Annotated in this window: 13 protein-coding genes; 8 read left to right on the forward strand and 5 right to left on the reverse strand. The window is 49.6% G+C overall.

Annotation, left to right across the window (positions count from 1 at the left end; genetic code table 11):
• Nucleotides 1–109 precede the first annotated feature (109 nt).
• The 4 genes from ACJJIC_RS06210 to ACJJIC_RS06225 form a co-directional block, all read right to left on the reverse strand.
• Nucleotides 110–1,084: an FHA domain-containing protein gene (locus ACJJIC_RS06210; RefSeq protein ID WP_444882770.1), complete on the reverse strand. Its 975-nt coding sequence runs from the start codon at nucleotides 1,082–1,084 to the stop codon at nucleotides 110–112.
• A gap of 635 nt (nucleotides 1,085–1,719) precedes the next feature.
• Complete coding sequence (locus ACJJIC_RS06215) at nucleotides 1,720–2,286, reverse strand: YceI family protein (protein WP_444910521.1); 567 nt, start codon at nucleotides 2,284–2,286, stop codon at nucleotides 1,720–1,722.
• A complete protein-coding gene (locus ACJJIC_RS06220; RefSeq protein ID WP_444910520.1) occupies nucleotides 2,283–2,894 on the reverse strand; it encodes a cytochrome b in 612 nt (203 codons plus the stop codon). Before ACJJIC_RS06220 ends, ACJJIC_RS06215 begins: the two co-directional genes overlap by 4 nt.
• Before the next feature lie 272 nt (nucleotides 2,895–3,166).
• Nucleotides 3,167–3,832, reverse strand: a complete 666-nt coding sequence (locus ACJJIC_RS06225) for a hypothetical protein (protein ID WP_444910519.1) — start codon at nucleotides 3,830–3,832, stop codon at nucleotides 3,167–3,169.
• 357 nt (nucleotides 3,833–4,189) lie between these two features.
• Between ACJJIC_RS06225 and ACJJIC_RS06230 the strand changes: the two genes are divergently transcribed.
• Complete coding sequence (locus tag ACJJIC_RS06230; protein WP_444910518.1) at nucleotides 4,190–5,698, forward strand: dipeptidase; 1,509 nt, start codon at nucleotides 4,190–4,192, stop codon at nucleotides 5,696–5,698.
• 122 nt (nucleotides 5,699–5,820) lie between these two features.
• Nucleotides 5,821–6,726 carry a 1-acylglycerol-3-phosphate O-acyltransferase, YihG family gene (gene yihG / locus ACJJIC_RS06235; RefSeq protein WP_445356616.1) on the forward strand — a complete coding sequence of 302 codons (906 nt, stop codon included), beginning with the start codon at nucleotides 5,821–5,823 and terminating at the stop codon, nucleotides 6,724–6,726.
• Nucleotides 6,727–6,826: 100 nt separating this feature from the next.
• Here the strand turns inward: yihG and ACJJIC_RS06240 are convergent, their stop codons facing one another.
• On the reverse strand, nucleotides 6,827–7,264 hold the full coding sequence (locus ACJJIC_RS06240) for a host attachment protein (protein WP_252083321.1): 438 nt from the start codon (nucleotides 7,262–7,264) through the stop codon (nucleotides 6,827–6,829).
• Between the two features lie 378 nt (nucleotides 7,265–7,642).
• On the opposite strand from ACJJIC_RS06240, the gene ACJJIC_RS06245 reads away from it, so the two are divergent.
• The 6 genes from ACJJIC_RS06245 (at nucleotide 7,643) to fghA (ending at nucleotide 12,694) form a co-directional block, all read left to right on the forward strand.
• Nucleotides 7,643–8,071: an Hsp20/alpha crystallin family protein gene (locus ACJJIC_RS06245; RefSeq protein WP_252083320.1), complete on the forward strand. Its 429-nt coding sequence runs from the start codon at nucleotides 7,643–7,645 to the stop codon at nucleotides 8,069–8,071.
• Nucleotides 8,072–8,136: 65 nt separating this feature from the next.
• The gene (locus ACJJIC_RS06250) at nucleotides 8,137–8,553 is read left to right on the forward strand and encodes a CBS domain-containing protein (RefSeq protein ID WP_252083319.1); all 417 of its coding nucleotides are present in this window, start codon (nucleotides 8,137–8,139) and stop codon (nucleotides 8,551–8,553) included.
• 166 nt (nucleotides 8,554–8,719) lie between these two features.
• Complete coding sequence (locus ACJJIC_RS06255; protein WP_444882765.1) at nucleotides 8,720–9,295, forward strand: PhnA domain-containing protein; 576 nt, start codon at nucleotides 8,720–8,722, stop codon at nucleotides 9,293–9,295.
• A 231-nt stretch (nucleotides 9,296–9,526) separates the two neighbouring features.
• Nucleotides 9,527–10,531, forward strand: coding sequence for an AraC family transcriptional regulator (locus ACJJIC_RS06260; RefSeq protein WP_445359703.1), 1,005 nt, complete (start codon nucleotides 9,527–9,529; stop codon nucleotides 10,529–10,531).
• Between the two features lie 153 nt (nucleotides 10,532–10,684).
• Nucleotides 10,685–11,818: an S-(hydroxymethyl)glutathione dehydrogenase/class III alcohol dehydrogenase gene (locus tag ACJJIC_RS06265; protein ID WP_444903163.1), complete on the forward strand. Its 1,134-nt coding sequence runs from the start codon at nucleotides 10,685–10,687 to the stop codon at nucleotides 11,816–11,818.
• Nucleotides 11,819–11,830: 12 nt separating this feature from the next.
• A complete protein-coding gene (gene fghA / locus ACJJIC_RS06270; protein WP_445356617.1) occupies nucleotides 11,831–12,694 on the forward strand; it encodes an S-formylglutathione hydrolase in 864 nt (287 codons plus the stop codon).
• Nucleotides 12,695–12,721: the final 27 nt, after the last annotated feature.

A 12,721-nucleotide genomic window follows, 5' to 3' on the forward strand; every position in this document is an offset into this window, starting at 1 on the left:
TTTATAAAGGCAAACAACGGGGGCATAAGATCCGTACCTTTAGCGTGACTGCTATACGTACGGATCGATTCTTTTGAGCTACGAATAGCGATAAGGCCTAAGCTCCAAATTACGCTTCCTGCAGCTCAGTCTTCGCTTCCAATTGAGTGCCTTTATAGATTTCAAACTGGTGGCAGCCTAGGCGGATTTCCCAGGAGCGTCGCTCTACTAAGTTTGAGGTATCTACGGCATCTGGCAAGGATTCAGAGATCTGCTTGCGTGCGCGGAAAATCTGGGTGTTCAGGTGGTTGACGGTGATGCCCAGTTCGTGAGTGGCTACCTGGATGGAAACCCAGCCTTGGGAATCTATATCCATGTCATTTTGCATATCACGGAAGCGTGCTCGAGCCAGGTACAGCAGCAGGTAGTTGTGAATGCGTGCGGGCAGGGACTGCTTCATACCCTCTCGCTGTAGCTGCAGTTGTACATGTTCCTCGTGGGAGCTGACAGAGAAGCGCAGGCCGAAATCTGTAATGGATAACTGCTGTAAAGAGAGTTCTTTGGTTGCCCCTTGGTTGTCGGCGAGAAACAGTTGCCAGCTCTGCAGGCCGCAATCAATACGATCCCCGTGATTGACCATGCTCTTGCTGCCCCCTTCGCCGGTGCTACCGGTAAACTCGTATTGCCATTGGGCGGTAACGGGGCTGAAATGCAAGCTGGCGAGGGGCTCGCTCTCGTCCGGCAGTAGGTGGTATTGCTCCAGTAGCTGGGCTTCACCAGTCTTCAGGTCAATCAACAAGTTTTCCGGGGCATCGAGATTCTCGACAATCCAAGCGGGGTTATTGACTCGTCCGAAACAGATCTTGTCGCCGGTTTGCAATGGGTAGCTCTTGGCTGGAACCAGTTGCTGGCCATTTAACCAGGTTCCATTGCGACTAAGATCGCGAATATTCCAATGTGTGCCGGTCCACTGAATGGCCGCGTGAATACCAGAGATTTCGGCACTAGTGATACGGGTATCCACGGCTCCTTGACGGCGGCCGATGGTGTGGTGTGCCATCAGGTATACGGGTTGGTCCCTATCTGGATGCTGTAAGCAAGCCATTATCTTGTCCTTTTTCTCCGGGTTGCGTCGGGCGCTGAGCTAGAGCTGCTTGCCAGAATTGTTGGCAGTTCAATGCTGCAGATGGGATTGCTCACTCGGCAGCAATAAAAAGTAACCTACAAGTGCTATTGTCCAGATTCTTTGAGATTCGCTCTACAAGGCCAAGAGAGTTTGGCTATTTCCCCCTCTAAGGGAGAAGTGGGCGCTCACTAGGGATCTGGCTGTAAATAAGTTTGAGGTTCTTTATACCTACTGTGGAATGATTGTAATCACTGCTACTACTAATGGTTGCTATTTTCACTGAAAAACTTTGCTGTCGTCAAAAGTAGCGTAATAGTTTGTGCTTACTAATTGTGAACTGGTTAAAATTTTAAGTGCTTGCAGTTTCTTTATTGCCATCTGGGCTAGCTGTCAGATGTCTTTTCTCCAGTATTTAGCTAAAGCTGAGAGATTCTTTAAGTATTAGTTTTAGGGAGCTGTAGGCCATTTGGCACTAATCTAATGGATCTGTTAGCGCTTAAAAATGCCATTTTTGCGGCAGTTTCTGCCAAGTGGTGTTAAATGGGTACTTGAGGGATAGGAGCCCGATTTGTTGTAAATCGGGCTGTCAAAGGAATAAGAGTTTCTAAATAGGTTTAGATACGGATGCCTTCAATATCCAGAATCATTTCAACCTTCTGGGAGGCTGGGCCCAGATTGTAGTCGATACCGAAATCCTTCAGATCAAACTCTGCAGTGCCACTGAAGCCCTGACGGTAGCCACCCCAGGGGTCCTTACCGCCCCCAATGTTGGTAACGTCGATAGTTAGCGGCTTGGTTACCCCACGCAGGGTTAACTCACCTTTGAGCAGTGCCTTTCCGTCTTTTGTTGGTTCAAAGCTGGTGCTTTTGAAGGTTGCTGTGGGGAATTTTTCCGTGTGGAGGAAGTCGGAACCGCGCAGGTGCTTGTCGCGCTCGGCGTGATTACTGTTAAGGCTGGTTACGTCGATATTGACGTTTACTGTAGATTTTTCCGGTGCCTTGTCATCATAAAAGAATGAACCGTTGAAATCGTCAAAACGCCCATAGAGCCAGCTATATCCCAGGTGTTTAATGCGAAACTGGACGAAGGCATGGGCGCCTTTGGTATCGATTTTATATTCCGCCGCTTGGGCTGTGGTGCCGAGCAGGGCAGCGAAAAGAAGGGCCGTGAGCTTCTTCATAGGGAGATTTCCTTTTTTGTGGTTGTAACTGTGTTTTGCTTATTCAAACGGGTGGGCATGCCTGATAGCCCAAGCATCCTGCGAAGTGTTACGTCCCTGTCGAAAAAATGATGCTTCAATGCCGCCAGGGCGTGAAGGCTGACCAAGATGATCAAGGTCCAAGCCAGAATTTCGTGAAGGCTCCCGGCAATGTCTTCCTGATTGGGAATGCCCTGGATAGTAGCCGCTACGCTAAACCAACCGAATACATCAATGGGGCGTCCATCGGCGGTCGATATCAGGTAACCCGATAGCATAATGGCCAATAGAAGCAGGTAGATGAGGTTGTGTATGCCACTGGCAGTGAGTGCTTGCCATCGAGGCGTTCCTGGGGCAGCCCTGGGGGTGATATTCACTGAACGCCACAGTAAACGAAGCACCAGAGCAATCAATAGCAAAATTCCTATGCCTTTATGGATGCTGGGGGCCTGCTGATACCAGGGGTCATAATAGGACAGCTGGCGCATCCACCAGCCGAGTACAAAGAGGCCTATGATCGCTGGGGCCATTAGCCAATGCAGCATAATCGCGACCCAGCCGTAGTTATTTTGGTTGTTACGAGCTTGCAAGCTCTTTCTCCAAGTGTGTTTATTGATCGGGTAAATAGATGAGGCTTCAGTATGCTGGTTTGATTAGCCTCGAATCCCGCCAGGGTTTTTCTTTCTGCTTGAAGAAGGTCTGGAGAGGCTACATTCGCATTCACCCCGTTAGCGGATTATAACTTGGCGCTAGGGTATCGTTTTTGTTGTCTATGACCAATGCCTGAAGGGAATCTTTGCGAGAGAGATCAATTAGGCTCAGGTGACGAATAAAAGAGACAGAAAGCACGATAATTGTGCTGTTAGTGGGGGCGGCTCCGGTTACCCTCACGTTCTGCGGCAAGAAGAATGCGCTCGCAGGCCCCTCTGTCCAGGGCTGTAGATCGCTGTGCCAGCTGCTCAGCCAGCCAGCTGGTGGAGTGATGTTCGCGGTCCAGGGCTAATTGTTCAAGCTGCCAGATCACGTCGAGCATTAACTGCCGCTCCAGTTTGTCTTCAGTTTCCTGGCTGGAGAACAGCCGTGGCTCTAGCATCTCCAAGTCGCTGCGCTTCAATACCAGCTCTGCCAGGCTAGGGTACCAGCGGCCACTGAAGGGCTCAGGGCGTTGATGATAGTCAAATGTGATGCGCAGGCGATTGCCCTCGGCGTCCTCGAGTAGAGGGGTGTCTTGCTCATAAGCGGGTAGGGCGGGGCTGTGTCGCAAGATACCGACAAGGGCCCGCCAGTCACTGCGGTTCTCTGAGCACAGGCGCAGTGGCTCAATCAATTCTCTCTGCCCCTCGCGATTGAGAAAGGTCAGTTTCTGCCCCGGACGATACCAGTAGAGATCGAGGAGCTTTTCCTCGGCTAAATCTGCAAGATGGATGCTGGTTAGGGGTTCCTCCGCTAGGGCGCTCAAGTGGCTGACGGCCTGCTGGACACTCAGCCATTGCTTGCGATGGAAATGTTTGCCATTGGACGTGGTCATGCGCTGCTCCAGCCTCGCGTTAAGCTCCCCAAATTTTAGCAACCCTGAAAAACCACTATAAGTGGCTTATAGGCTTGGCAAGTGATAAGTGAAGTCATATTTGCTGGCTATGATCCAATCAAGCCGTGAATTATCGCCAGATTTATTCAACTGTAGGAATATTAAAGTGGTGCTGATTGAGGAGGCCTGGGAACACCTATTACATTGCCAGGATATTAGTTTAGCAGTGGAGCATTGGTATAGGTTCGGCTCAGGAAACTGTGACTGGAGATTATTAACACAGAGACTGGGATGAATTGGTGGGTCATGCCAATGGCTGGAGATGTACAATGGCACTTTTATTTACCTGGGGTGCTTATGAAGTTACGAAATGCTCTTTTACCGCTGTTTCTCTCTGCAACCCTGTCAGCACCTGTTGTCGCTGGTGTGTCTTCTCAGGCACAGGAGACTTCTGACTATGCAGTTGAAAAATATGAAGAAGCCATGACTGAGACCTTAGCGAGCTTGGTACGCTTTGAAACGGTAGCTCGCGAAGACCTGCCTTTGGAACGCAACCCTGAGTTTAAAGGCTTCAAGGACACTCTACAGGATAAGGCTCGGGAGCTGGGGCTGGAGTATCAGGATTTCGGCCATGTTGTGGTAATTGCCCTGGGTGAGGGGGCAGAGAAAGTGGGTATTGTTACCCATGGGGATGTCCAGCCAGCCAACCCGGCCAAGTGGCAGAAAAGCCCGTTTATGTTGGATGCGGAAAGTGAGCCAGGCAAGCTGATTGCCCGTGGCAGTGAGGATGATAAAGGTCCGATCGCTACGGCCCTTTATGCTATGAAAGCGATTAAGGATCAGGCGGTGCCCATGAAGCGCAGGGTTGAACTTCTGATCTATTTGGCGGAAGAGTCTGACTGGGAGCCCCTCAAGGAATTCCTGAAAACTTATCCAATCCCTGCCTACAACATCACCATCGACGCTAATTATCCGGTAGTGACTGCCGAGAAGGGCTGGAGTGAGGTGCAAGTCACCACTGCTGGTGTACTGGCAGCGAACTTCGATAAGCCTTATATAAAAAGTTTCTCAGGTGGCTATTTTCGCAGCCAGGTGCCGGATGAGGCGCGTGCTTTGCTGGGAAATGTTAATGCTGAGCTAGTTTCGGCTATCCGCGCGCGCGCCGCTCAGAACAAGCTTGTCTCATATGAGTTTAAAAGCGGTAATGGCAGTTTAGAGGTATTGGCCCGCGGTGTGGCTACCCACAGCTCAGAGCCTGAACATGGGGTAAACGCGATCGCCTATCTTGCGGATGCGCTCAGTGTGTACGATTGGCCCGCCAATGCCGCTGGTGCGACGGTGCACTATCTGAATGACTTGGTGGGCACAGGGGTCCTGGCTGAGAAGTTTGGCAGTATCGCTTATCGCGATGCATTTATGGGTCCAATGACGGCGGCAGTCACCATGGTGAAAGAGACTGACTCTGGACTGATCAGCCACCTCAACCTGCGTCGCCCCACAGGTAAAACAGCCCCGCAGCTAGAAAAGGAGATTGACTCTACCTTGGCCGAATGGCAGGAACTTTCGGGTATCACATTGGCAGATACAAAAGTGATTTTGGGGAACCCCTACCGAGTAGACGATGCTCCTCACGTGAAACCTTTGCTAGAAGTTTTTCGTCATTTCACCGGTATGGAAAAGGCTGAGCCGGTCGCGATTGGTGGTTCCACCAATGCCAAGCTATTACCTAATGCTGTGAGTTTTGGGCCCTCTATGCCTGGAGTTGCTTATTCCGGGCATTCGGAACATGAATTTATTACCGTTGAACAGTTTCGGCTGAACCTAAAAATGTATACGGCGATGATGATTGAGGTGGCTAACCTCTAGACTGGTGAATCTGCGAGTTGTTGAATAAGAATAAGAATGTGGGCGCCAGAGTTTACTATGTAAAATCGGTTTTCTCAGGCGTCCGTTAGGAATCTCTTTTACCACTATTTTAGAAGCATAAGATGTTAAATTTTCTTCCCTCGGCAGTGTTGTTGGTATTGGCTTCGGTGTTGCTGGTCATCAGCACAACCCTTTGCTTTATTCCCATTTTGTTTTTTGTTGTAGTGCGATTGATTTTTCCTTTTTCAGCGCTGCGCAAAATCTACACATCCATTTTTATGTCGATTGCTGAAGCCTGGATTACCATGAATAAAGGCTGGATGAAACTTACGCAAAAGACAGAGTGGGATGTGAAAATTGGGGGGGAGCTGAAAAAAGATGGCTGGTATTTGGTAACCTCCAATCACCAGAGCTGGGTGGACATCTTTGTACTACAGTCAATTTTTAACCGAAAAATCCCTTTCCTGAAATTTTTTATCAAGCAGGAGCTTATCAAGGTCCCTGTAATGGGGATCTGTTGGTGGGCTTTGGATTTTCCATTTATGAAGCGTTATAGCAAGGCATATTTGGAGAAGCATCCGGAAATGCGCGGCAAAGATCTGGAATCAACCAAAAAGGCTTGTGAGCGCTTTAAATTAATTCCCACCAGTATTATGAATTTCCTTGAAGGTACGCGTTTTACTCAGGAAAAGCATGATAGGCAGGGTTCACCTTTTAACTATTTGCTCAAGCCCAAGTCTGGTGGCATTGCTTTTGCTATGCAAAGTATGGGGGAGCAACTTAACCGCCTGTTAAATGTAACCATTGTCTACCCAGATGGTATCCCATCATTTGCGGATTTCCTTGGGGGGAAAGTTAAGCGCGTAGTCGTTCGGGTGGAGCAGATTCGCATACCAGATAAATTTTTTACGGCTGATTATATGAATGATCAGGTATTTCGTGCTGAATTTAATCATTGGGTGTATAAACTTTGGCAGGATAAGGATCAGTTGATTGGGAATCTATTGAGTGATTCAAAAGGGACTTAAGAGGCACAGGCTAATTTTATGGCGAATGCTACTTAAGAAGGCTTGAGGGGCTGTTTTTTCAGCCCCGCCTTCCCAACAGATTTCCTCAATGAGGAATCAATCAAAGCCAGATGGGTAGCTGAGCACGAATTTCATCTGGCTGGCTGTCGACCAGGTTTTTACCGGTCTCTCCGGCAACGGTGGCACGAGTGGGCGTTTTCAATGCATCGCGCAAGCTCCCCACCATATAGGGTTCAGCCACAATATATAACTTTTCAAAGCGGCCTTCTTGGCGCCCACGCTCCAGTGTATGGGCAATTTTCCTGGCAAAATCTTCACCACTGCGGCGGTGTAGATTTGCAAAATTTCCCATCGCATGGCGGCCCTGGCCGTAGCTGTCGAAGCTGCGTCCAGGTGCATCGCTATCTATTTCGCGTCCTGATAGTCGGGACTCTGGATGGAGTAGGGCTTGAATTTCATGGAGGTTGCCGGCGCGTTTTTGTGCTTCAAATATTCTGGCTTGCGATTGGTTGGCCACAAGAACCCATGCTAAAGCCATGAGCGTATCCTCATTCTTTTACTCTCTCTTATCCTAGTTAATTTCAGCGCCATCCACTATCTGTCTGGATTTAATTGGGTAACTATCTGTTTTTTTTTCATTTTCCAGAATATTGGAGAGTTAATTGTGGATAGAGGAGTGGGATTTGCCTGCGATGCTTTTCGGTTCATTTCGTAGAGCGTTATAGATTTTCTAAATAGATGAAATCTAAATATTCACAGTTGTCTTTATGCCTTTTGTGATGGTTATTGCAGGCACATATTCCTACCGAATGGCGTGAGATTACCTAGAATGAAATCAAGATGTGAGAGGCGCAAGCCGGATCCATGGGTCTAGCTTGCGCCTCTTGCGACATAGCGGTAGATGGAGGTTGTAAGTATGAGTCTGATACCCAGAGGTTCCCTGCTGGATCTGGATAATATGTTTGAGCAGATGTTGTCACCTGGCCGCGCTATCGGCAGTGAAAGGGAGGGATTTTTCTCGCCACGTATTGACGTGAGTGAACGGAAAAACAAATATGAAATCAGTGCCGAACTGCCAGGTGTTGGTAAGAATGATATCAATATCACTTTGGAGAATGGAGTTTTAACCCTAGAAGCGGAAGTACATCGCGAGATCAAGGAAGAAAAAGATGGCCGGATTCTGCGACAAGAGCGCCGTTATGGCAAATTCCTGCGTAGTTTTAATCTGGGGGAGGATGTTCGAGAAGATGAAATTGATGCGAATTTCAAAGATGGCATTCTGACGCTGACTGTCCCCAGACACGAGGGACATCCGCCACAGAGAAAGCGTATCGAAGTGCACTGATTTTTTCATGCGACGGGCTTCCGTCGCTTTAAAAGTATGTTTTCAGTATTAGTTGAGGTAAAGAAATGAAAGTGAAACAGGCAATGCACCAGGGTGTGACCTGGTGTACACCAGATACCTCTCTACAGGAATTGGCAAAAATCCTGCGGGACGAGGATATCGGAGCGGTTCCCATCGGTGAAAACGATCGATTAGTGGGTATGGTAACCGACCGAGATATCGTATGTCGCGGTGTTGTGCAGGGAGGCAATCTTTCTTCCCTAACTGCCCGTGATGTAATGACTGAGGGCATTGAATGGTGCTGGGAAGAGGATGACCTTCTCTCCGCGGTACACAAAATGGAACAGCAGCTGCTACGGCGAATGCCAGTTCTAAATAGTGAGAAGCGCATGGTCGGCATTCTCAGTCTCGGCGATATCACCTCAGCCATTGCCAGTAAGCAGGGTGGTCACTTCGCCTCTGCGGTTTCGGCTCACCACTAGTTTCCGTAGCCCCATTATGGGGCTTAACTTATTTTTCTGGGCCCTGTGGGGAGAATTCTCCGATGGGGCCCAGTCTTATTTTACTTTCTTATTGATTCATAGGTTCTGGTAGGGTTGCACGAATTAGCGAGTGAGGGCGTATACTCCGCACTTTTTGAGGTAATCCATGGCGGTCAGTCAGGAACAGCTGCTTCAGCGCAGTGGTGGTCAGTGCGAACTCTGCAAAGCTCAGGATAATTTGGAAGCTTATGAACTGCCGGAGTCCCCTGTCGGGACGGAGGGCCATTTACTCCTGTGCCAGACCTGCCGCGATCAGCTGAACAATCCAGCCGAACTCGACAGCGCTCATTGGCAGTGTTTATCTGACAGCATGTGGAGCCAAGAGCCGGCGGTGCAAGTTTTGGCCTGGCGGCTTCTCAAGCGCCTGTCTACGGAAACCTGGGCGCAGGATTTACTAGACATGCTTTACCTGGATGACGATCTTCTTAACTGGGCCCAAGCCGGCGCACTACCTCAAGCGGGCGACATTCTTGTTCACCGCGACAGCAACGGCGTGCAACTGCAGGCAGGTGATAGTGTGACCATTATCAAGGATCTGGATGTAAAAGGGGCCAGTTTGGTGGCCAAGCGCGGTACTGCAGTTCGTGGTATCAGTTTAACGGATAACCCAGAACACATTGAAGGGCGTGTCGAGGGGCAGCGTATCGTTATTCTGACTAAGTTCGTCAAGAAAATTGGTTGAAACTCTATTGATTGCCAGCTTTGGATATAGGACTAGTTTACGAAGGGAAGGGGTGTTTCCTGTCACATTTCAGTCTTGTGAAAGATTACTGGAATAAATTTGCCCTGTTATCATCCCTGGAATACTTCCCTAGGACTTTAACCGCCTGGCATTGCCCGTAGATCCCAATGCTAGCTGGTGCGCATGGCTATGGCTGTGGTTGTAGCTGTGACAGGCAGTGGAGATGGATTGATGAGCCCAACCTATGAAATTCGCAGCGGCACCCTCGCGGGTTTCAACACTCTGGTTCCCCAGTTGGGCGGAATACCTTCGGATTTGCTCGCTGAGGTTGGCCTACCCGCGGATTGTATGCGTCGCCCGGATATCTTGATTCCAATCTCTACTCTGATCGACCTGTTAAACCTGTGTGTGCGTGAGCTGCAATGCAATGACTTTGGCTTGCGGCTGGCGGAGCAGCAGGGCCTGCGTATGCTTGGAGTGTTGGGTAAGTTGGTGCTCAAAGAGAAAGACCTGGATGCCGCGCTGAGTGCCAGCCACCGCTACATGGTATTACACAACCAGGCTGATCACTGGCGAATAATTGAGCGCGATAGCAGACTCTACGCTTATCGCATTAGCCATTATGAAGGGCTTGGAGTTACTGAGCAGTACAGCGAGCTGGCCTTGGGCGCCGCCTGCAGGCTATTTAGGGAGTTGGCTGGAGCGGATATTCGCCCGCGCCAAGTGCATTTTTGCCATGTACCGGTTTCTTCACTCCAGCGTTACCGTGAGTACTTTGAAGCTGAGGTATTTTTTGCCCAGGAATATGATTGTCTCGTGTTTGATGCTGAAGTGTTAGAAAGGCCTTTGAATGCGGCTAGTGAGGGATTGATGCAATATTTTGAGGAATTTACCCAGTTGCTCATTCAGGGGCAAAGGGGGGATATAGCGAGTCAAGTGCGAACGCTGATCTTGCAGACATTGGGGGCCCAACAGCATAACCTGGCACAGGTTGCCCAACTGGTGGATACCCCTGTTCGAACTTTGCAGCGCCATTTACGTGCTGCCGGCACCTCTTTCAAGCAGCTTTTACAAGAAGCGCGCATGGAAACGGCTCGATGGCATTTACGGTCCTCAAATATTGATATTGCTCTACTGTCGGCGAGCCTTGGTTATACCGATACCAGTGCCTTCTCCAAAGCTTTTCGCACTGTGCATGGGAACTCCCCCTTACAATGGCGCAAGCTACAACATTGATTTTTACTTCTAGGTTTTTCAAAGGGTATTTACCCGGCAGTGTCCCGCCTCATTTCAGTATCCTATTTTGTCCTTCCCTTTTTGCCTCATAAATACTGGCAGGCTATGCTGGGCACCTGTTGATTGAAACAACGACTAGTAAGGAATAACACCATGGGTGCAGAGACGATTCGCTGTAAAGCTGCTGTGGCCTGGAAAGCGGGCGAGCCGCTTTCTATCGAGGAAGTTGAGGTGATGCCGCCGCAAAAAGGCGAGGTACGTATCAAGCTGACGGCTACCGGGGTCTGCCATACCGATGCTTTCACACTTTCGGGGGAGGATCCTGAGGGTGTCTTCCCTGCGATCCTTGGCCATGAGGGAGCGGGTGTTGTGGAGTCGGTGGGTGAAGGAGTTACCGGCTTAACGGTTGGGGATCATGTTATCCCGCTATATACCCCCGAGTGTGGCGAATGTAAGTTTTGTTTGTCTGGCAAAACGAACCTCTGCCAAAAAATTCGAGCAACCCAAGGTAAAGGTTTGATGCCGGATGGCACCACGCGTTTTTCTATCAATGGAAAGCCCATCTATCACTATATGGGCACCTCCACTTTTTCTGAGTATACGGTATTACCGGAAATCTCCCTGGCGAAGATTAATCCCGAGGCGCCACTTGAGGAAGTTTGCCTTCTTGGCTGTGGTGTCACTACGGGGATGGGAGCGGTGATGAATACCGCTAAGGTAGAAGCGGGCTCAACCGTTGCAATCTTTGGTTTGGGTGGAATTGGCCTATCGGCAATTATCGGGGCCAAGATGGCGGGTGCTGAGCGTATTATTGGCATTGATATCAATGAAGATAAATTTGCCCTGGCAAAAAAACTCGGCGCGACAGAGTGTATTAACCCCAAAAATTATGAACAACCCATCCAGGAAGTCATTGTCGACCTTACCGATGGTGGAGTGGATTACTCCTTCGAATGTATTGGTAATGTAAATACAATGCGGTCTGCGCTGGAGTGCTGCCACAAAGGTTGGGGCGAGTCTGTAATTATTGGCGTTGCCGGTGCGGGTCAGGAAATCAGCACGCGCCCCTTCCAGTTGGTTACTGGTAGGGTGTGGCGCGGCACTGCATTTGGCGGAGTGAAAGGTCGCTCTGAACTTCCGGATTATGTCGAGCGCTATCTGGCCGGGGAATTTAAGTTGGATGACTTTATTACCCACACGATGCCCTTGGATAATATTAATGAGGCCTTTGATTTGATGCACAAAGGCAAGAGTATTCGCAGCGTCATTCATTACGAAAACGTTTGAGTGGGATAACCTATGTCAATTAAGCTTGTCAGTAGCACCAGATTGTTTGATGGGTTGCAACAAGAATACCGGCACCGCTCCGCTGTGTTGAATTGCACTATGCAGTTTTCTATTTTTTTGCCCCAGGGTACAGAAAGCGAAGAAGGGCATCGCTATCCGGTGCTTTATTGGTTATCGGGCTTGACTTGCACCGATGCTAATTTTAGCCAGAAAGCGGGCGCCCAGCGTATGGCTGCAGAGCTGGGTATTGTGCTGGTCATACCAGATACCAGCCCTCGTGGAGAGGATGTTGCCGATGACCCCTCCTACGACCTTGGCCAGGGAGCAGGGTTCTATGTGAATGCCACTCAGGAACCCTGGAAGCAGCACTACCGCATGTATGACTACATAGCGGCTGAATTACCGGCGCTAATTGAAGGGCATTTTCCGGTAAATAAGAAGCGCGCTATCAGTGGTCATTCCATGGGAGGTCATGGCGCCCTGGTTATTGGCTTGCGTAACCCTGAGCGATATACCTCAGTTTCAGCATTTAGTCCGATCTGTAATCCGATCGCTTGCCCCTGGGGAGAGAAAGCGTTTGGTGCATATCTGGGCGCGGATACAACCTGCTGGGAAGGTTACGATGCGAGTGTTTTAGTAGGGCGAGCGACAACGCACCTCCCGATACTGGTCTCCCAGGGGGATGAAGATCAATTCCTTGAGCAGCAGTTACGACCCGAGGCCCTGCAAATGGCCGCCGAAGCTTGTAGCTATCCTCTGCGACTGGAGCACCATGCTGGATATGATCATAGCTACTTCTTTATCGCCTCATTTATTGAGGAACACCTGCGTTTCCATGCGGATTACCTCTTGAGTAACGATAAAATTCCTGCCTAAAGCTGCTGTCATATCGTTTAGAGCTGC

The organism is Microbulbifer mixtoriginis (SeqCode), from assembly GCF_052468275.1.

Coding starts and splice junctions, on each gene's coding strand:
- ACJJIC_RS06210 (WP_444882770.1), bottom strand. CDS start 1,084: ATGGCTTGCTTACAGCATCCAGATAGGGACCAACCCGTATACCTGATG.
- ACJJIC_RS06215 (WP_444910521.1), bottom strand. CDS start 2,286: ATGAAGAAGCTCACGGCCCTTCTTTTCGCTGCCCTGCTCGGCACCACA.
- ACJJIC_RS06225 (WP_444910519.1), bottom strand. CDS start 3,832: ATGACCACGTCCAATGGCAAACATTTCCATCGCAAGCAATGGCTGAGT.
- ACJJIC_RS06230 (WP_444910518.1), top strand. CDS start 4,190: ATGAAGTTACGAAATGCTCTTTTACCGCTGTTTCTCTCTGCAACCCTG.
- yihG (WP_445356616.1), top strand. CDS start 5,821: ATGTTAAATTTTCTTCCCTCGGCAGTGTTGTTGGTATTGGCTTCGGTG.
- ACJJIC_RS06240 (WP_252083321.1), bottom strand. CDS start 7,264: ATGGCTTTAGCATGGGTTCTTGTGGCCAACCAATCGCAAGCCAGAATA.
- ACJJIC_RS06245 (WP_252083320.1), top strand. CDS start 7,643: ATGAGTCTGATACCCAGAGGTTCCCTGCTGGATCTGGATAATATGTTT.
- ACJJIC_RS06250 (WP_252083319.1), top strand. CDS start 8,137: ATGAAAGTGAAACAGGCAATGCACCAGGGTGTGACCTGGTGTACACCA.
- ACJJIC_RS06255 (WP_444882765.1), top strand. CDS start 8,720: ATGGCGGTCAGTCAGGAACAGCTGCTTCAGCGCAGTGGTGGTCAGTGC.
- ACJJIC_RS06260 (WP_445359703.1), top strand. CDS start 9,527: ATGAGCCCAACCTATGAAATTCGCAGCGGCACCCTCGCGGGTTTCAAC.
- ACJJIC_RS06265 (WP_444903163.1), top strand. CDS start 10,685: ATGGGTGCAGAGACGATTCGCTGTAAAGCTGCTGTGGCCTGGAAAGCG.
- fghA (WP_445356617.1), top strand. CDS start 11,831: ATGTCAATTAAGCTTGTCAGTAGCACCAGATTGTTTGATGGGTTGCAA.